At 71.1% G+C, this 17,080-nt stretch carries 13 protein-coding genes; 5 read left to right on the top strand and 8 right to left on the bottom strand.

Annotated elements, in window-relative coordinates:
* Positions 1-17: 17 nt before the first annotated feature.
* The 3 genes from ACFWRT_RS05930 to ACFWRT_RS05920 form a co-directional block, all read right to left on the bottom strand.
* Complete coding sequence (locus ACFWRT_RS05930; protein WP_380951380.1) at positions 18-941, bottom strand: carbohydrate ABC transporter permease; 924 nt, start codon at positions 939-941, stop codon at positions 18-20.
* On the bottom strand, positions 938-1,963 hold the full coding sequence (locus ACFWRT_RS05925; protein ID WP_380951379.1) for a carbohydrate ABC transporter permease: 1,026 nt from the start codon (positions 1,961-1,963) through the stop codon (positions 938-940). The genes ACFWRT_RS05930 and ACFWRT_RS05925 overlap by 4 nt, the downstream gene beginning before the upstream one ends.
* Positions 1,964-2,256: 293 nt before the next feature.
* Complete coding sequence (locus ACFWRT_RS05920; protein ID WP_380951378.1) at positions 2,257-3,582, bottom strand: ABC transporter substrate-binding protein; 1,326 nt, start codon at positions 3,580-3,582, stop codon at positions 2,257-2,259.
* Between the two features lie 365 nt (positions 3,583-3,947).
* Here ACFWRT_RS05920 and aspT (ACFWRT_RS05915) point away from each other — a divergent pair, with 365 nt between their 5' ends.
* The 3 genes from aspT (ACFWRT_RS05915) to ACFWRT_RS05905 are packed head-to-tail and all read left to right on the top strand — an operon-like array spanning position 3,948 to position 9,035.
* Positions 3,948-5,624, top strand: coding sequence for an aspartate-alanine antiporter (gene aspT / locus ACFWRT_RS05915; RefSeq protein WP_380951377.1), 1,677 nt, complete (start codon positions 3,948-3,950; stop codon positions 5,622-5,624).
* 12 nt (positions 5,625-5,636) lie between these two features.
* Entirely contained in the window at positions 5,637-7,340 is a 1,704-nt protein-coding gene (gene aspT / locus ACFWRT_RS05910; protein ID WP_380951376.1) for an aspartate-alanine antiporter, read from the top strand.
* A 24-nt stretch (positions 7,341-7,364) separates the two neighbouring features.
* Positions 7,365-9,035: a bifunctional aspartate transaminase/aspartate 4-decarboxylase gene (locus ACFWRT_RS05905; RefSeq protein WP_380951375.1), complete on the top strand. Its 1,671-nt coding sequence runs from the start codon at positions 7,365-7,367 to the stop codon at positions 9,033-9,035.
* A gap of 98 nt (positions 9,036-9,133) precedes the next feature.
* Here the strand turns inward: ACFWRT_RS05905 and ACFWRT_RS05900 are convergent, their stop codons facing one another.
* From ACFWRT_RS05900 to ACFWRT_RS05890, 3 genes are all read right to left on the bottom strand, one after another.
* Positions 9,134-10,660 (bottom strand): glycoside hydrolase family 18 protein, encoded by a 1,527-nt coding sequence (locus tag ACFWRT_RS05900; RefSeq protein WP_380951374.1) that lies wholly within the window; start codon positions 10,658-10,660, stop codon positions 9,134-9,136.
* Positions 10,661-10,850: 190 nt separating this feature from the next.
* Positions 10,851-12,317, bottom strand: a complete 1,467-nt coding sequence (locus ACFWRT_RS05895; protein ID WP_380951373.1) for a sensor histidine kinase — start codon at positions 12,315-12,317, stop codon at positions 10,851-10,853.
* Positions 12,314-13,060: a response regulator transcription factor gene (locus ACFWRT_RS05890; RefSeq protein WP_380951372.1), complete on the bottom strand. Its 747-nt coding sequence runs from the start codon at positions 13,058-13,060 to the stop codon at positions 12,314-12,316. The genes ACFWRT_RS05895 and ACFWRT_RS05890 overlap by 4 nt, the downstream gene beginning before the upstream one ends.
* A 188-nt stretch (positions 13,061-13,248) precedes the next feature.
* On the opposite strand from ACFWRT_RS05890, the gene ACFWRT_RS05885 reads away from it, so the two are divergent.
* A complete protein-coding gene (locus ACFWRT_RS05885; protein WP_380951371.1) occupies positions 13,249-13,827 on the top strand; it encodes a hypothetical protein in 579 nt (192 codons plus the stop codon).
* Positions 13,828-13,838: 11 nt separating this feature from the next.
* Here the strand turns inward: ACFWRT_RS05885 and ACFWRT_RS05880 are convergent, their stop codons facing one another.
* Together ACFWRT_RS05880 and ACFWRT_RS05875 are read right to left on the bottom strand one after the other, a co-directional pair.
* Positions 13,839-14,738, bottom strand: coding sequence for a spermidine synthase (locus tag ACFWRT_RS05880; RefSeq protein ID WP_380951369.1), 900 nt, complete (start codon positions 14,736-14,738; stop codon positions 13,839-13,841).
* Positions 14,739-14,833: 95 nt separating this feature from the next.
* The gene (locus ACFWRT_RS05875) at positions 14,834-15,325 is read right to left on the bottom strand and encodes a hypothetical protein (protein WP_380951368.1); all 492 of its coding nucleotides are present in this window, start codon (positions 15,323-15,325) and stop codon (positions 14,834-14,836) included.
* A gap of 261 nt (positions 15,326-15,586) precedes the next feature.
* Here ACFWRT_RS05875 and ACFWRT_RS05870 point away from each other — a divergent pair, with 261 nt between their 5' ends.
* The gene (locus tag ACFWRT_RS05870; protein ID WP_380951367.1) at positions 15,587-16,975 is read left to right on the top strand and encodes a tetratricopeptide repeat protein; all 1,389 of its coding nucleotides are present in this window, start codon (positions 15,587-15,589) and stop codon (positions 16,973-16,975) included.
* Positions 16,976-17,080 lie beyond the last annotated feature (105 nt).

Here is a 17,080-nt window from a genome sequence, read left to right as displayed (position 1 = left end):
CCGCCCCGCGCGGGGCGTCAGCCCTTGACCGCGCCCGACATGATCCCGCCCACGATCTTCTTGCCGAAGAGGACGAACACCGCCAGCAGCGGCAGCGTGCTGATCAGCGCGCCCGCCATGACGATGGACTGGTCGGGGGTGTACGAGGCGCTGAGCTGGCCGAGCGCCACCTGAAGGGTCGGGTTCTGCTGGTTGAGGGCGAGGTAGGGCCAGAAGAAGTCGTTCCACGCCTGGACGAAGGTGAGCATGCCGAGCACCATCATCGCGGGGCGGGCCACCGGCAGCACCACACTCACCACGATGCGGAAGTTGTTCGCCCCGTCGATCTTGGCCGCCTCGATCAGCTCGTACGGCAGCGCCTCGATCAGGTACTGGCGCATGAAGAACACGCCGAACGCGCTCACCAGCGTCGGGAAGATCACCGATTCGAGCTGCCCGCCCCAGCCGAGGCCGGACATCATCATGAAGAGCGGGACCACGCTGAGCTGCGGCGGGATCGTGAGCGTGGCGATGACGGCGGTCATCAGCCAGCCCCGGCCCCGGAAACGCATCTTGGCGAAGGCGTATCCGGCGAGCGTGCAGAAGAAGAGCGTCGCGGCCGTGATGGACGACGAGACGATGATGCTGTTGACGATCGCCTTGCCGAGGTTGGCCTGCTCCCAGGCCGTGGAGACGTTCTCCAGCAGCTTGCCGCCGGGCAGGAACGGCGGGGTGGAGGCGAGGACTTCGTCCTGGGTGCGGGAGGCCGCCACCAGGGTCCAGTACAGCGGCAGCAGCGAACCGAAGCCGACGACGGCGAGCGCGATGTACGCGAACGGGCCGCCCTTCATCTGCTGGCCGGCGCCCATCCTGAAACGGCTGGGGCGGGCCGGGCCGCCGCTCTTCGGTGCCGTCGGCGTGAGCTTCACGGGTGCGGTGGGTGTGGGGCTGGTCATGGTCATCGGGTCGCTCCCGTTCGGACCGCGGAGTCGGACGTGCGGACGACGTAGCGGCCGACGAGCCAGTTGACGGCCGCGATGAGGAGCAGGAGCGCGAGCATCGCCCAGGCCACGGCGGCGGCCGGACCGAGATGGCCGAGGTTCCAGCCGTAGTTGTAGAGGTAGATGCTGAGCGTCTCGTACTGGTTCTCGTTGCCGCCGGTGGCGCCCATCGCGCCGCCCTCCAGGAGCAGCGGCTCACCGAACAACTGCATGGAGCCGATCGTCGAGATGACGATCGTGAACAGGATCGTCGGCCGCAGCGAGGGGATGGTCACCTTGCGGAACTGCTGCCAGCGCGACGCGCCGTCCAACGAGGCCGCTTCGTAGAGGTCGTTGGGGACCGCCTGCATGGCGGCGAGGTAGATCAGCGCGTTGTAGCCGGTCCAGCGCCAGATCACGATGACGGAGATGGCGAGCTTGGAAGTCCAGTGCCCGTTCGCCCAGTTGACCGGGTCGAAGCCGACGAGGCCGAGCGTCCAGTTGAGCAGTCCGCCGTCCGCGCGGAAGACCAGGGCGAAGACGAGGGCGGCCGAGGCGACGGAGGTCGCGTACGGCGTGAGGATGATCGTCCGCCAGAACGTGCTCGCACGCAGGCGGTAGTTGAGCAGATGGGCGAGGCCGAGGGCCATCAGGAGCTGCGGGACGGTCGAGATGACGCCGATCAGGAAGGTGTTGCTGACCGAGGTCCAGAACTCCGGGTCGTGCAGGATCTTGTCGAAGTTCTCCCAGCCCACCCACTCCATACTGTCCAGGCCGGTCATCGAGACCCGGTGCAGGGCGATCCAGCCGGTGTAGAGGAGCGGGTAGAGGCCGAAGGCGCCGAAGACCAGGAAGAACGGCGCGATGTACGCGTACGGGGAGGCCTTGTCGTCGAACCGCCACAGCCGGCTGCGCCACAACTGCCGCCGCTCGGACGGTGGTTCCTTCTGCGGTTCGCGGGGCGGTGGTGTGTACGCGTCCCGGGTGGGGGTCGAGGTTGCCACGGGCGGGAGTCCTTCCCTGGGGGCGCTCCGCCGCAGGGGGACGGGCGGGCGGGATGTATGGAGGAGCGGGGTGCGCGGCCGGGGCGGGCGGGGGTGGGCCGGCACGGCGAGGACCGGGCGGGGCAGGCGGGGCGGGCGGGCGTTGGCAGGAGTCGCCCGCCCGCCCCGGCGCCGGGTCCGCACGGTGCCGGGGTCAGGCCGCACCGCGAGGCGCCGAGCCAGGCCGCGCCGCGCGTGGCCGGGCCGCGTCAGGCCGGTCCGGGGCGGGCCGGATCAGGTCAGGCCCGGTCAGGTCAGCCGATCGCCTTGTCGATCGTGCGGACCGCGACGTCCCAGGCCGCGTCCGGCTTCGTCCCGCGCTGCTCCATGTTGTTGATCTGCGTGGAGATCGAGTCCTTGATCACGCCGTCCTTCGGACCGAGCACCGCCTCGGGGATGGACTTCGCCCCGTCCGCGTAGATCTGGCCGATGGGGGCGTCGTTGAAGTACGGCAGGGTGGCGCTCTTCACGTCCGGCAGCTCGTAGGCGCCCTGGTTGGACGGGAAGACCCCGATCGCCTTGAAGACGGCGGCCTGCTGCTCGGGCGCGGTCAGCCACTTCACCAGCTTGGTGGCCTCGTCGACGTTCTTGCCGGACTTCGGTACGGCGAGGAAGGAGCCGCCCCAGTTGGCGGAGGTCTCGCCGGGGGCGCTGGTGATGTCCCACTTGCCCTTGTTGGCGTCACCGGCGTAGGTGGAGATCTGGCCGGCCATCCAGGCGGGGCAGACGACGGTGGCGACGGTGCTCTTGCGCAGGGCCGCCTGCCACTGGTCCTCGAACTGGGCCAGGCCCTGCGTCAGCTTCTTGGACGCGGCCTCGGCGGCCAGGTCCCAGCCTTTCTGGACGCTGGCGCTCTCCTTGTAGACCGGCTTGCCGCTCGCGTCGTAGTACTGCTCGGGGCTGGAGCTGACGACCGCGTTGAACATGGCGCTGGCGGAGTCCATGAAGTACGTGCCCTTCGGCGCCTTCTTCTTGTACTCCTCGCCGAGCGCCAGGAAGTCCTCCCAGCCGCCGGCCGTCCGCTCGGCGACCTCGGCGCGGTCGGTGGGCAGTCCGGCCTTCTCGAACAGCTCGCGGTTGTAGCAGAGGGACATGGGGCCGATGTCGGTGCCCGCGCCGATCACCGCGCCGCTGGGGGCGGTGGCCTGCTTGGCCTTCCAGGAGACCCACTCGTCGACGTCGATCACCTTGGAGAGGTCGGCGAAGGAGTCCGCCTTGGTGTCGACGATCTCCTTGATCCGGCCGACCTCGATGCCGTGGACGTCGGCGAGGCCGCTGCCCGAGTTCAGCTGCTGGAGCAGCTTCGGGTAGTAGTTCTTCTCCTCGGCGGTGGTGTCCTCCTTGACCGTGATCTTCGGGTTGAGCTCGTGGTACTTCTCGAAGAGCCCGGCCTCCTTGTACCCGAACTGGCCGAAGTCGGCCACGGTCAGCGTGATGTTGCCGTCGGCGTCGGCTCCCTTGCTGCCCGAGTCGGACGAGCCGCCGCAGCCGGTGAGCAGCAGGGCGGTGACCGTCAGGCCCGTGGTGGCCACGATCGCGGTTCTCAGGCGTCGACCGGCAACGCTGCGGGTGATGCGCATTCCACTGCTCCTTGGTGCGGGGACGTCCTCCGGGAAGGACGGGGAAGTCCTGCGGAAGGACGGAGTCGTCCTACGGAAAGGAAGCGCGCGGGATCCCCTCCCCGTATTCGTGGGAGCGCTCCCATGCGCCGATGCCGGAAGGTTCCTGCCTCAAGGGGGTGGGTGTCAAGAGTTGAAGACGATTCCGTTGCCGAAGGATGTCCACCGCGTCACGCGAGGCGGTCGGACCCGTCCACCCGTCGAGAGGTGAACGGGGCCGGCCGGAGCCGGACGAAGTGCCGGGAGGGACCACCCCTGTTAATTTCGCCCTTATGTCCCCTTTGATCATGCGTGTCCCTGACACCGGACCGGATGAGTGACCCGGGATGGGCGTACTGCGCGACCATCCCGAACTGGCCCTCTTCTTCTGTCTCGCCGCCGGCTACCTGGTCGGCAAGCTCCGCGTCGGCCCGATCACGCTCGGCGGTATCTGCGGCACGCTGATCGTGTCGCTGCTGATCGGCACCCGGCACGTCAGCGTCGACGACGACGTCAAAACCGTCTTCTTCGCGCTGTTCATCTTCTCGCTCGGCTACATGGCCGGGCCTCAGTTCTTCGCCAACCTCAACCGCTCCAGCCTGCGCTTCTTCGCGCTCTGCCTGATCGAACTGGTCTGTGTCCTCGGTATCGCCTACGGGCTCGCCAAGGCCTTCGACCTGGACGTCGGCACGGCGGCCGGAATCCTGGCGGGGGCGGCCACCGAGTCCGCCGTCGTGGGTACGGCCACCGAGGCGATCGGCAAGCTCAGCGATCTGCCCTCCGAGCAGATCACCCAGTACCAAGGGCACGTGGCGACCGCCTACACGGTCTGCTACCTGTTCGGCCTGATCACCATCGTCCTCTACACCAGCCAGATCATGCCGATGCTGCTCCGCATCAACCTGGCCGACGCCTCGCGCGAGCTGTGGGAGAAGATGCGCGGCGGCCGGGCGGGCCTGGAGGCCGACGAGCGAGAGGCGCTGCCCGGCATGGTCGGCCGCACCTACCTGGTGACGCTGGCCGACGGACGTACCGTCGGCGACCTGGAGTCCGGGCTCGGCGGCCACATCACCGTCGAGGGCATCAAGCGCGGCAGCAAGCTGCTGACGCCCTCCCCCAAACTGGAGCTGACCCTCAGCGACCTGGTCCAGGTCGTCGGCCGGCGCTCGGCGATCATCGAGGCGGGCCGGGAGATCGGCCCGGAGACCCCGGCCATCCCGGGGCTCGACACCCCGCTGGCCACCAGCCAGGTCGCCGTCACCGAGAAGGCGACCGCCGGTTCGACCATCGACCGGCTGGAGAAGAACCACCCGGAGTTCCGCAAGGACGGCGTCTACATCACCGACGTCCTCCGCAACGACCAGCACCTCCCCGCCAGCGGCGAGACCGTCCTCCAGCGCGGTGACGTCCTCACCCTGGTGGGCGCGCGCGGCGGGCTGAACAAGCTGGTCGCCAAGATCGGCGCGGTGGTCAAGAACGACTCCACCGACTTCGTCTACATCGGCTTCGGCATCGTCGCCGGCTCCCTGCTCGGCCAGATCGTGGTCAAGCTCGGGGACGTCCCGATGTCGCTCGGCACGGGTGGCGGCTGCCTGATCTCCGGTCTCGTCTTCGGCTGGTTCCGCTCCCGCAAGCAGACCTTCGGCGCCTTCCCGCCGCAGGCCGCGGCCACGCTCAAGGACATGGGCCTGGCCGTCTTCATCGCCTGTACGGGACTGGCGGCGGGCCCGCAGGCCTGGCCGCTGCTCAAGGAGTACGGGGCGCTGCTGCCGTTCGCCGGGATCGCCATGGTCCTGGTGCCCGCGACGATCTCCCTCATCGTCGGGCGGAAGCTGCTGAAGATCGAGAAGCCGCTGCTGATCGGTGCCATCGCCGGACAGCAGTGCTCGACCCCGGCGATCACCTCCATCACCCAGGTGGCCCAGAGCTCCGTACCGCTCCTCGGCTACACGATCACGTACACGCTCTCCAACTTCCTGCTGCCGCTGACCGGGCCGATCCTCGTCGGCGTACTGGGAGCCTGAGAGGGGCTGGACATGATCGACTTCCTCAACCGGAACATCTTCCAGCCCCACCCCGAACTGCTCGTCTTCCTCGTCATCGCGCTCGGCTTCCTGCTCGGCAGGATCCGGTACCGGGCGATCGCGCTGGGCGCGGTGACGGGGTGTCTGGTGGCGGGGCTGGTGCTGGGCGCCCAGTTCAAGGTCGAGATCGACGACACGGTGAAGAACCTGTTCTTCATCATGTTCCTGTTCGCCCTCGGCTACCGGGTCGGCCCGCAGTTCTTCCGGGGGCTCAAGAAGGACGGCCTTCCGCAGGTCGTCAACGCCGTCGTGGTCTGTGTGACCGGGCTGCTGGTCTCCTGGCTCTTCGCGAGCCTGCTCGGTTACGGTCCCGGGCTCGGCGCCGGCCTGATGAGCGGGGCCCTCACCCAGTCGGCCGCGATCGGGGTCGCGCAGGACGCCATCGGTACGCTGCCGGGCCTGTCGGCCGACGAGGCGAAGAACCAGGAGAACCTGGTGGCCGTCGGCTACGCGGTGACGTACCCGCTCGGCACCATCCTCTGCGCGATGCTCCTGGCCAACGTCCTGCCCAAGCTGTACCGCAGGGACCTGGCGAAGGAGAGCGCCGAGCTCGCCGCCGAGCTGGACGCGCCGGACGAGAGCCCGGACGAGGGGGCGGGCTACTACGAGGTGGTGCTGCGCGCCTACCGCGTGGACCGCCCCGACCTGGTGGGCCGTTCGGTGGCGGACTTCGAGGACCAGCAGAAGGGGCTGGGCCGCCGCGTCTACCTCACCGGCGTCCGCCGGGACGGGACGGTCCTGGAGCACGACCAGTCCCGTACGCTCCGCCTCGGCGACACCGTCGCGGTCAGCGCGATCCGCGGCGACCTGGTCGACTTCGACCCCCGTACGCACATCGGCGCCGAGGCCGACGACGTCGAGCTGCTCGGCTACCGCACGGAGACGCTGCACGTCGTCGCCTCGCAGAAGGCGCACCTCGGGCGGACGGTCGCGGAGGTGCGCCGGGAGCCGTTCATGGTCGGCGTCTACATCGACAAGCTGTACCGGGCGGGCGCGGAGTTCCCCTACCGGCTCTCCACTCCCCTGGAGCGCGGCGACACCCTGATCCTCACCGGCCCGGAGCGCCTGGTCACTCCGGCCGCGAAGGCGCTCGGTAAGCCGGTGCCGACGAGCTTCGCCACCGACATGATCTGGGTGGGGCTCGGCATCTTCCTCGGCGGCTGCATCGGCATCCCGGCGCTGACGGCGGGCGGGGTGCCGATCTCGCTCTCCACCTCGGGCGGCGGGCTGATCATGGGCCTGGTCTTCGGGTGGATCCGCGGGAAGTACCCGACGTACGGGAACGTGCCGCCGGGCGCCCAGTGGTTCATGGACACCCTCGGCCTCTGCCTCTTCGTCGCCGTCGTCGGCATCAACGCCGGTCCGAGCTTCACCAGCGGACTCTCCACGGCCGGCTGGGGGCTGCTGGTCTTCGGCGCGGTCGCCACCGTGGTCCCGCTGATCGTGGGGTTCCTCGTCGGCCACTACGTCCAGAAGATCCGGTTCCCCGTCCTGATGGGCGTCCTGGCGGGCGGCCAGACCACCACGGCGGCGATCGGCGCCGTCAACGAGACCTCCAAGTCGCAGATCCCCACCCTCGGTTACACGATTCCGTACGCCGTCGGCAACGTCCTGCTGACGGTGTGGGGCGCCGTGATCGTCATCCTCAACCACTGACCCTGCACGGGAGCGGACACCACCATGCCCAAGACCAAGCTCAGCCGGGAAGAGATCCGGTCCTTCGCCCAGCTCTCGCCCTTCGAGCTGAAGGACAAGTTCATCCAGATCGCCACGGAGGCGCAGAGCGACAAGCCGGGCCAGAAGGGGAAGACCACCCGGGCGATGCTCAACGCGGGCCGGGGCAACCCCAATTGGACCGCGACCGGCCCCCGCGAGGCCTACCACGCGCTCGGCTACTTCGCGATCTCCGAGTCCCGCCGGGTCTGGACGGCGGACAACCTCGGCGGGATGCCGGAGGAGGCGGGGTGCGCGGAGCGGTTCGAGCACTTCGTCCGTACGCACCCGGAGCTGCCCGGCATCGAGCTGCTGAAGGCGAGCGTGGACCTGGCGGTGAAGCGGTTCGGCTTCGACCGGGACGCCTTCGTGCACGAGTTGGCGGACTCCTCGATCGGGGACAACTACCCGGTGCCGGACCGGATCCTGCGCCACACCGAGGAGATCGTGCGCGGCTACCTCGCGGACGAGATGTTCGACCACCGGCCGCCGGAGGGGCAGACGCTGAGCCTGTTCGCGACCGAGGGCGGCACGGCGGCGATGTGCTACATCTTCGACTCGCTGATGAAGAACGGGATCCTGGCGAAGGGTGACCGGATCGCCCTGATGGTCCCGGTGTTCACCCCGTACCTGGAGATCCCCGAGCTGGACACGTACGGCTTCGACGTCGTCCATGTGGAGGCGAACCTGTTCACCGAGACCGGGGTGCGGCAGTGGCGCTACCCGGAGGAGGAGATCGCCAAGCTGGCGGACCCGTCGGTGAAGATGGTCTGCTGCGTCAACCCGAGCAACCCGCCGTCGCTGGCGCTCTCCACCCGGGTCACCGGGCAGATCGTCTCCATCGTCGGCGAGCGGAACCCGAACCTGATCATCGTGACCGACGACGTGTACGGGACGTTCGTCGAGGGCTTCCGCTCCCTCGCCGCCGACCTGCCCCGCAACACGCTGCTCGTCTACTCCTACTCCAAGCACTACGGGGCGACCGGCTGGCGGCTCGGGGTGATCGCGCTGCACGACGACAACGTGATCGACGCGATGCTGAAGGAGCAGGGCGCGGAGGAGAAGGAGCGGCTCAACCGGCGTTACGGAACACTGTCGTTGGAGCCGGAGAAGATGAAGTTCATCGACCGGATGGTGGCGGACTCCCGGCAGGTGGCGCTGAACCACACGGCGGGGCTCTCGCTGCCACAGCAGGTGATGATGGCGCTGTTCTCGCTCTTCGACATGCTGGACGAGGGCCAGGCGTACAAGCACCGCATCCGGGCCATCGTGCAGCAACGGCTCGAACTCCTTCTGGAGGGCGTGCACATGAAGGTGTCCGAGGACCCGAAGCGGGCGGCGTACTACATCGAGCTGGACCTGCTGGCGGAGGCGGAACGCGTCCACGGAAAGCCGTTCGCCGACTTCCTGGAGGCGAACTACGAACCGGTGGACCCGCTGTTCCGGCTGGCCGAGCAGACGTCGGTGGTCCTGCTGAACGGGGGCGGATTCGACGGTCCTGAGTGGTCGGTGCGGGTGTCGCTGGCCAACCTGGACGACCTGGACTACCTGAAGATCGGCCACCATCTGCGGGCGATCTTCGACGAATACGCGGAGGAGTGGCGGGCGGGTGACACATCCGGCCCGTCCGGCGTTTGAGGACGTCTTTTCGGCACGGAAGACAGGAGCACGCCCCGGCCGGTGGTGGGGTGACCAGGCCGGGGCGCGCGTGTGGGGGGTACGGGGTGGTCTGGGGGCTATCCGAGGGCGGCGAACGCCTTCGTGAAGGCCAGCGGCTCCTGGTCGATGGAGCTGCACGTGGGGTCGGCGGCCGGCTTGGGCCCGCCCGGGCAGGCCTTGTCCCGGGTGCCGGACCACATGGCCAGGCGGCCGATGCCCTTCTCCTGGGCGAACTTCACGACCTGCGTGGCGTCCTCGACCGTGAAGATCTCGGTGACGACGTCGTTCACGCCGATCATCGGGGTGACGGCGACGGCCTGCCACGCGGCGGTCTCGGAGAGCCCGAGGACGCCCTTGATCTGGGCCTGCGTGGCGGTCGCCGCCTGGATGGCGTACTCGCCCATGTCGTCGCTGTAGGCGGGCCCGTAGTCCATCGCCATGATGTTGACCCCGTCGACCCGGACGCCGTTCTTCTTGGCGTCGGCGAGCAGGTCGACGCCGGGCTGGGTGAGCCCTTCGGGCATGACGGGGAGGGTGAAGGCGACGTCCAGGTCCGGGTACGTCTTCTGGAGCTGGGCGATGGCCTGCGCACGCCGGGTGTTGGCGGCCGCGTCGGGGAGCGCGGCGCCCTCGATGTCGAAGTCGACCTTGGTGAGGCCGTAGGCGTCGACGACCTTGCCGTACGCGGCGGCGAGATCGGTGGAGGAGGAGCAGTTCAGGGCCAGTTCGGCACCGGCCGCGCCACCGAAGGAGACCCGGGCGTCACCGCCCTTCGCCCGGAGCGCGCCGATCTGCTGGGCCACTCGGTCGTCACCGAGACCGGTGACACCGCCCCAGAGGGGTGCGCAGCTTCCGCCGGAGGTGATGAAGGCGAGGTGGAACTCGTTCACCCCGGTCTTCGTGGCGGTGTCGAGGAGGTCGTACGCGGGATACAGCGAGGTGTCGATGTAGGGGGCGAACCGGGAGCCGGTTTCCCCGCCGCCACCGGGGCGACCGGTGGCGGTGGGGGCCGGCGTGGGGGTCGATGCGCTCGCGCTGGGGGACGCGGACGCGGTGGGAGAGGCGGCGGAGGGGGTGGGTGAGGCGGCGGAGGTGGGGGTGGCCGTGGGTCCGGTCGTGGGGGTGTCCGTGGGGCGGCCGCTGGGGGTGGGGGCCGGGCCGCCGGTGGAGCAGGTGGCGTTGTCGATGAGGCAGGAGGCGGGGTCGCCCGCCGTGCCGGTGGCGGAGGTGGCCGAGGTGACGAAGCCGACCGTCACGGACTTGCCCGGCGCCAGCTCCTTGTCCCAGCTCGCGGGCTTCACGGTGACGCGGTTGCCCTCCACCGTGTGCTCGCCGTTCCAGAGCGAGCCGATCTTCGTGCCCGCCGGGAGGTCGAACTGGAGGGTCCAGTCGGTGAGGGGCTTGTCCGTCTCGTTGGTGACGACGTACTGGCCCGTGTAGCCGCTGCTCCAGTCGCTGGTCCGGGTGTACGCGGCCCCGACCTCGGCTGCCTGCGCCGTACCGGTCAGGGCGAGGACCGTCCCGCCGATGACCGCCGCCGCGACGATCGCGCCGACCGCCTTGGTACGGGCGGTCGCCGTGCGGCGGTGCGTCCTGGAACCCATCAACGTGCCCTGCCTGCCTCTGTGTACGTGCGGTGTACGTGCTGCGTACGTGCTGGTACGTGCTGTGTACGTGCTCTGTGTCCTGCGGATCCCTTTCGGGGTTCGCGAGGAGCACGCTAGCGGCAGCGGAACGGGCAAAGCGGGCTTTACGGGCTGGAGTTGATGTTCTTAGGGTTCGCTTAAGGCGCGGCTAAGAGGGCCCTGAGGTGGCGGGACCGGCCGTGGTGCGGGGCCCCTTGCGGCGGGGGCGGCCGAAGCGGCGGGTGACCCGGCGGCCGTGGCCTCGGCGGCCACGTTCCGGGCTGCTGCCGTGCAGGCCGATCCAGATGCGGACCTCCGTGCCGCCGAGCACGGACCGGCCGATGCGCAGGTCACCGCCGGTGGACTCGGCGACCCGGCGCACGATGTCCAGGCCGAGGCCGGTGGAGCCGACCGTGCCCGGCTTCGTGGTGCCGCTGGTTCCCCGGGCCAGGGCCGCCTTCGGGTCGGCGATGCCGGGGCCCGCGTCCGAGACGAGGACGATGACCGCGTCGCCGCTGTGGTGGACGTCGACGGCGAAGGCGGTGCCCTCGGGGGTGTGGCGGAAGACGTTGCCGAGCAACGCGTCGAGGGCGGCGGCCAGTTCGGGGCGGGCGACGGGGATGCGTACCGTACGGTCCACTCCCGCGAGCCGCACCTCGCGCCCCTCGTCCTCCGCCAGCGCCGACCAGAAGCCCATGCGCTCACGGATCACCTCGGAGGCGTCGCACCCGGCCCCGGCGCCCGTATGGATGCCCTGGGTCTGCGGGCGCTGTTCGCGGGCGGTCCGGATGATCGTGTCGACCTCGTGCTCCAACTGCTCGACCGCCGCCCGGGTCTGGTCGGCCGCCGGGCCCTCGCCGAGCGATGCGGCGTTCAGCCGGAGCACGGTGAGCGGGGTGCGGAGCCGGTGCGAGAGGTCGGCGGCCAGCTCGCGCTCGTTGGCCAGGAGCTGGACGACCTGGTCGGCCATGGAGTTGAACGCGACGGCGGCGGACCGGAGTTCGGTGGGGCCCTCCTCGGGGACCCGGGTGCCGAGCCGCCCCTCCCCCAGGTCCTGGGCGGCGCCCGCGAGGCGCTGGGCGGGCTGGACCATCCGTACGCCGAGCCGGTCCGCGACCGCGACCGAGCCGACGATGAGCGCGACACCGACCCCGGCCAGGATCAGCCAGGCGGTGGCGACCCCGTTGGAGACCTCGCCCTCGGGGACGAAGACCTCGACGACCGCGATGTCACCGGTGGAGAGCGCGGTGGGCTGGAGCAGGGCGAAGCCGCCGGTGGTCTCGGTGATGGAGGCGCGGCCCGCCTTCCGTACGGTCGCGACGTCCTTGGGGCTCGCCCGCCGGGTGCCGATGTCCAGCGCCTCGCCATCGGCTCCGTCCGCCGCCTTGTCCGGTGCCGGTACGTGGACGGCGAGCCGGCCCCGGTCGCCCGGTTCGGTGGAGAGGACGGCCCGGGTCAGCTCCTCGCGGTCGGTGGTGATGGAGAGCGCGGGGGCGATCATCGCGGCCTGGCGTTCGGCGTCGGAGAAGGCCCGGTCGCTGGCCATCTCCCGGATGACCAGGCCGAGCGGTACGGCGAAGGCGATGACGACCATCGCGGTGACCGCCAGACACACCTTGACCAGCGCCCACCTCATGCGGGCGGCTCCACGGCCGGGGCGCCGGGGGACCAGGTGTCGGCGGGCAGCGCGTCGGCGGGCGGCTGGAGCTTCACGCCGACGCCGCGCAGGGTGTGCAGATAGCGCGGCCGGGCGGCGGTCTCACCGAGCTTGCGGCGGAGCCAGGAGAGGTGGACGTCGATGGTCTGGTCGTCGCCGTACGACTGCTGCCAGACCTCGGCCAGCAGCTCCTTGCGGGCGACGACCACGCCGGGGCGCCCGGCCAGGAAGGTCAGCAGGTCGAACTCGCGGCGGGTCAGGTCGAGTTCGGCGCCGTCCAGTTCGGCACGGCGGCGCAGCGGGTCGATGGCGAGCCCGCCGACGCGGATGACCCGGGGCGGCGGCGCCTCCCCGCCGGCCGCGCGGGAGCGGCGCAGGACGGCGGCCATGCGGGCGGAGAGGTGCTCGACGGAGAAAGGTTTGGTCAGGTAGTCGTCGGCGCCGTCGTTGAGCAGCCGGACGATCTCGCTCTCGTCGTCCCGGGCGGTGGCGATGATGACCGGGACGTCGGTGATGGAGCGGAGCATCTTGAGCGCCTCGCCGCCGTCCAGGTCGGGCAGCCCGAGATCGAGGATGACCACGTCGAAGCGGAAGTGCGCGACCTCGCGCAGCGCTTCGAGCGCGGTGCCCACACTCCGTACCGTGTGGGAGGCCTCACTGAGGTGCCGGATGAGGGCGGAACGTACGAACTGGTCGTCCTCGACCACGAGCACACTTGCCATGGGCGGCACCGTACGCCATATGGACGGGCCGGGTCCCCGCCCCGTCCCACCGCGCCGGATTCCTCCGCAAAGGCCGGAACGGACCCGGTACGGACCCCGGAACGGAACCGGAACGGACCCGGCAGGGAACCGGAGCAAGGGGTACCGGAGGGGGACAGTTCAGGTGCGCGTGGTGCAGGATGTGCCGGATGCAACGAGGACTCGTACACGCGCTCGCGTGGTCGCTCGCCACCGGCGCGGCGGTCACGCTGTCGTGGTGGGGTGTGCACACGGTCATGACGGGGACGGCGTACGACCCGCCCCGGGCCGTGCCCATCTCCGTGGGCGCGGGGGCCCCTCAGCGGATCGGGCAGTCCACCGGGGAGCCGCTCGTCTCGTCGACGCACCGCTTCTCGCCGACGCCCTCTCCCTCGTCCTCCCCCTCGGCGGGCAGCAGCAGTGCGAGCCCGACACCGTCGGCCGCACGCCCCTCCCGTACGCCGTCGAGCGCCCCGGCGCCCCCTCCGGCCTCCCCCAAGCCCGCCGCGAACTCCGCCGAGGTGAAGGGGTACCGGACCGACGGCGGCCGGGTCGTGTTCGAGCTGGGGAAGAGCTCGGCGAAGCTGGTCTCGGCTACGCCGGAGCCGGGCTGGTCGATGCAGGTGTGGACGAACGACGCCTGGATCCGGGTGGACTTCAGCGACGGGGGCGGGGTGGACGGGAAGACGTACTCGGTGTTCTGCACCTGGAACGGGACGCCGCCGACGGTGCAGGTCGTCGAACCGTAAGCCGTTCCCGCCTACTCGAAGACCGACGGCGGGGGTGCCGGTGACGGCTTGGCGGCGGCGTCGGTGACGACCGCCGCGCCCCCGGTGAAGTCCGTGAGGCCCCGCCCGTGTTCGACCCGGCCGGGGTGCGGGTCGCTCGCCACCCGGCGGGTGAACTCGGCGACCGCCAGGGGCAGGGCGGAGGCGAGCAGGACCGCGTTGCCGAAGCGGCGGCCGCGCCAGACCACGGGATCGGCGGCGAGCGCCAGTTCGGGGAAGACGGCGGCGGCCGTGGCCACCTGGCCGCGCAGGTGGGCGAGCGGGGGCCCGTCGGCGAGGTTCGCCGCGTACTGGCCGCTCGGCTTCAGCACCCGGCGTACGTCGGTGAGGAATTCGGCGGAGGTCAGGTGGGCCGGGGTCCGGGCGCCGCTGAAGACGTCCGCGATGACCAGGTCCGCCCAGCCGTCCGGGAACTTGCCGAGCCCTTCGCGGGCGTCCAGCGCCCGGACCCGCACCCGGGCCTGCGGGTCCAGCGGGAGCCGGTCGCGGACGAGTTGGACGAGGGCGGCGTCGACCTCCACGACCTGCTGGGTGGAGCGGGGGCGGGTGGCGGCGGTGTACCGGGCGAGGGTGAAGGCGCCGCCACCGAGGTGCAGGACGTTCAGGGGCTGGAGCGGGGGCGCGGCGAGGTCGATGACGTGGCCGAGCCGGCGCTGGTAGGCGAAGGAGAGGTGGGCGGGGTCGCCGAGGTCCACGTGCGACTGCGGGGCGCCGTCCAGCAGCAGCGTCCAGCCCTCCGGCCGCTCCCGGTCGGGTATGAGCTCGGCGCGACCGCTGTCGACGGGGCCGGAGAAGGGTTCGCGCTCGCTCCGGCCGCCTCGGCGGTCCTGCTGCTGCTTCCTGCCCCCGGCCGACGCTCCACGACGTGCCACGTGCGCTGGTCCTTGCTGGTCGGGGGCCCGGGATACCGGCAGCGGCGGAGGTTCCGCCCGTACCGCCATTATGGGCTGCGGTGGCGGGCGCCCGCTCAGTTGCAGCCGTCGGCCACCTCCAGCAGGCGGGCCGCCTGGTCGAGGGCGGCGCGGAGTACGGCGGGGTCGGTGACCGGGGCGTCCTCGGCGGGCGGGAGCAGCCAGCCGGAGCCGGCGGCGGGCGGGGTGGTGGGGAGGCGCAGCCCGCGGCCGTCGGTGCGCGTACAGGCGCTGCCCGGTACGTCCCAGGCGTCGGCGGTGCCGGGCGGGACGATGAAGCCGAGGGTGTCGCAGGCACCGTTGTGCAGGACCGGGCCGACGGCCTCGTGGTCCCGGCCGCGGCGGAGGATGTCGACGGCCTCCAGCCCCTGGCGGGCGGGGACGGTGACGAGGTCGCAGGGCTGGTCCGCGGGAGCGGGTGCCGGTACCGGGACCGAAGCCGGTGCCGGTGCGGAGTCCGTGGTGGGGGTGGTGGGGGTCGTGGTCGAGGTCGTCGTCGGGTTCGTCGCGGTCGTCCGTGAGCCGGTCTCCATGCCGATGTGCAGCAAGGGAACCCCTCCTCTCATCGCCGAACGGAGCCACACTCCGTCTCCACATGGACCAACGGCGGCGGAGCGTCAAGGGCTACGGGACCACACCGCCGCAAAGGGTGGCAGTTCATGGCGGATCGCGGGCGGAATGACCTGATACATCACGAATCTCCGCGTGTGTTCCCCATCACAGCAGGTACGTTCTTGCTCCGCCGGGACACCGGAAAGCAGAACCCGGCTTGCACCGCTTGCACCGCTTGCACCAGAGAGGGGCCGGCCATGGTGTCGACAGGGGCAGTTCCCAACCTCGTCTTCCGCCAGTTGCGCGGACAGCGTTCCGCGGGAGAGTTCGCGGCCGCCGTCCGCAGGGCGGCGCGGGAGATCGGTGAGCAGGTCGCGTGCGATGCCCGGTACATCGGACGCGTGGAGTCCGGGGAGATCCGCTGTCCCAACTACGCGTACGAACGGGTCTTCCTGCACATGTTCCCCGGGACCTCCCTGGCCGACCTGGGGTTCTCGGCCCGCGAGAGCGTACGGGGACGGGGGGCGCGGGTCGTCTCCGAGCGGCCGCCCGAGCCCGCCGCGCCCCCCGGGCCCGACGCGTCCCACCACACCGACGAGGAGAGCGACGTGCTGCGTCGCGTGTTCATGATGGGCGGTACGGCCACGGTGGCCGCCGCCGCTTCCCTGGGGCTCGGCGGAACGCACGCCTCCGCCGCCCGGATCTCCCTGCCCGCGCAGCGCCGGGTCGGTGAGAGCGAGGTGGACGCCGTCGAGCAGGCGGTACGGCGGATCCGCCTGCTGGACGACCGGCACGGGGCGGACGGGCTGTACCGGCAGGCCTCGCGGCCGTTGCGGGCGGCGTACGAGCTGCTGGACGCCGGGGCCACCACGCGGCGGGCGACCGCGGACCGGCTGCACGCGGGCGCGGGTGAGCTGGCCATCTCGGTGGGGTGGCTGGCCCATGACTCGGGCCGCTTCGACGACGCCCGCTCGCACTACGCGGAGGCGCTGGCGACGGCGCGGCTGGCGGGGGACGCGGGTCTTGAGGCGCACGCGTTCTGCAACACGTCGTTCCTGGCCCGGGACGCGGGGCGGCCCCGGGAGGCGGTACGGGCGGCCGAGGCCGGGCAGCGGGCGGCCCGCACGCTGGGCTCGCCCCGGCTGCTGGCGCTGCTCGCGCTGCGGGAGGCGGGGGGCCGGGCGGGGCTCGGGGACCGTACGGGGTGCGACCGGGCGATCGGGCGGGCGCGGGCGGCGTTCGAGCGGGGGGCCGCCGGGGGTGACCCGGAGTGGATGAGCTTCTTCCGGGAGGCGGAGCTGGAGCTGCTGGAGGCGCAGTGCTGGTCGGCGCTGGGCGACTGGTCCCGGGCGGCGCGGCACGGGCGGCGGGCGGCGGCGCTCCAGGACGCGCACTTCACCCGCAACCTGGCGCTGTACCGGGCGCAGTTGACGGGGGATCTGGCGCGGGCGGGGCGGGTGGAGGAGGCGGCGGCGACGGGCCACCAGGTGCTGGACCTGCTGGACCGGGTCCAGTCCTCGCGGATCCGGGGGATGGTGGCGGGGGCGGTACGGGTGCTGGGGGCTCGGGCGGGTGGGGTGTCGGCGGCGACGTCCTTCCTGACCCGGCACCGGGAGTCGGGCGTTTCCAGCCCGTCCGGCGTTTGAGGGCTGTCCCTCAGCCCGTTCCGGGGACATTTTCAGCCCGTCCGGCGTTTGAGGACGGAACCATTGAGCACGTTTCGGGTGCGCTGCATGGGTCTCCCGCACCAT

The sequence above is a fragment of the Streptomyces cyaneofuscatus genome (assembly GCF_042718795.1).
GTDB lineage: Bacteria > Actinomycetota > Actinomycetes > Streptomycetales > Streptomycetaceae > Streptomyces > Streptomyces cyaneofuscatus_A.
Note: the sequence above shows the minus strand (reverse complement) of the source record. Positions and strands in the feature narration are given on the sequence as shown.

What these genes read in the sequence shown, in the direction of transcription:
- ACFWRT_RS05930 (WP_380951380.1), bottom strand. Translation starts at nt 941, where the DNA reads ATGACCATGACCAGCCCCACACCCACCGCACCCGTGAAGCTCACGCCG.
- ACFWRT_RS05920 (WP_380951378.1), bottom strand. Translation starts at nt 3,582, where the DNA reads ATGCGCATCACCCGCAGCGTTGCCGGTCGACGCCTGAGAACCGCGATC.
- aspT (WP_380951377.1), top strand. Translation starts at nt 3,948, where the DNA reads ATGGGCGTACTGCGCGACCATCCCGAACTGGCCCTCTTCTTCTGTCTC.
- aspT (WP_380951376.1), top strand. Translation starts at nt 5,637, where the DNA reads ATGATCGACTTCCTCAACCGGAACATCTTCCAGCCCCACCCCGAACTG.
- ACFWRT_RS05905 (WP_380951375.1), top strand. Translation starts at nt 7,365, where the DNA reads ATGCCCAAGACCAAGCTCAGCCGGGAAGAGATCCGGTCCTTCGCCCAG.
- ACFWRT_RS05900 (WP_380951374.1), bottom strand. Translation starts at nt 10,660, where the DNA reads ATGGGTTCCAGGACGCACCGCCGCACGGCGACCGCCCGTACCAAGGCG.
- ACFWRT_RS05895 (WP_380951373.1), bottom strand. Translation starts at nt 12,317, where the DNA reads ATGAGGTGGGCGCTGGTCAAGGTGTGTCTGGCGGTCACCGCGATGGTC.
- ACFWRT_RS05890 (WP_380951372.1), bottom strand. Translation starts at nt 13,060, where the DNA reads ATGGCAAGTGTGCTCGTGGTCGAGGACGACCAGTTCGTACGTTCCGCC.
- ACFWRT_RS05885 (WP_380951371.1), top strand. Translation starts at nt 13,249, where the DNA reads ATGCAACGAGGACTCGTACACGCGCTCGCGTGGTCGCTCGCCACCGGC.
- ACFWRT_RS05870 (WP_380951367.1), top strand. Translation starts at nt 15,587, where the DNA reads ATGGTGTCGACAGGGGCAGTTCCCAACCTCGTCTTCCGCCAGTTGCGC.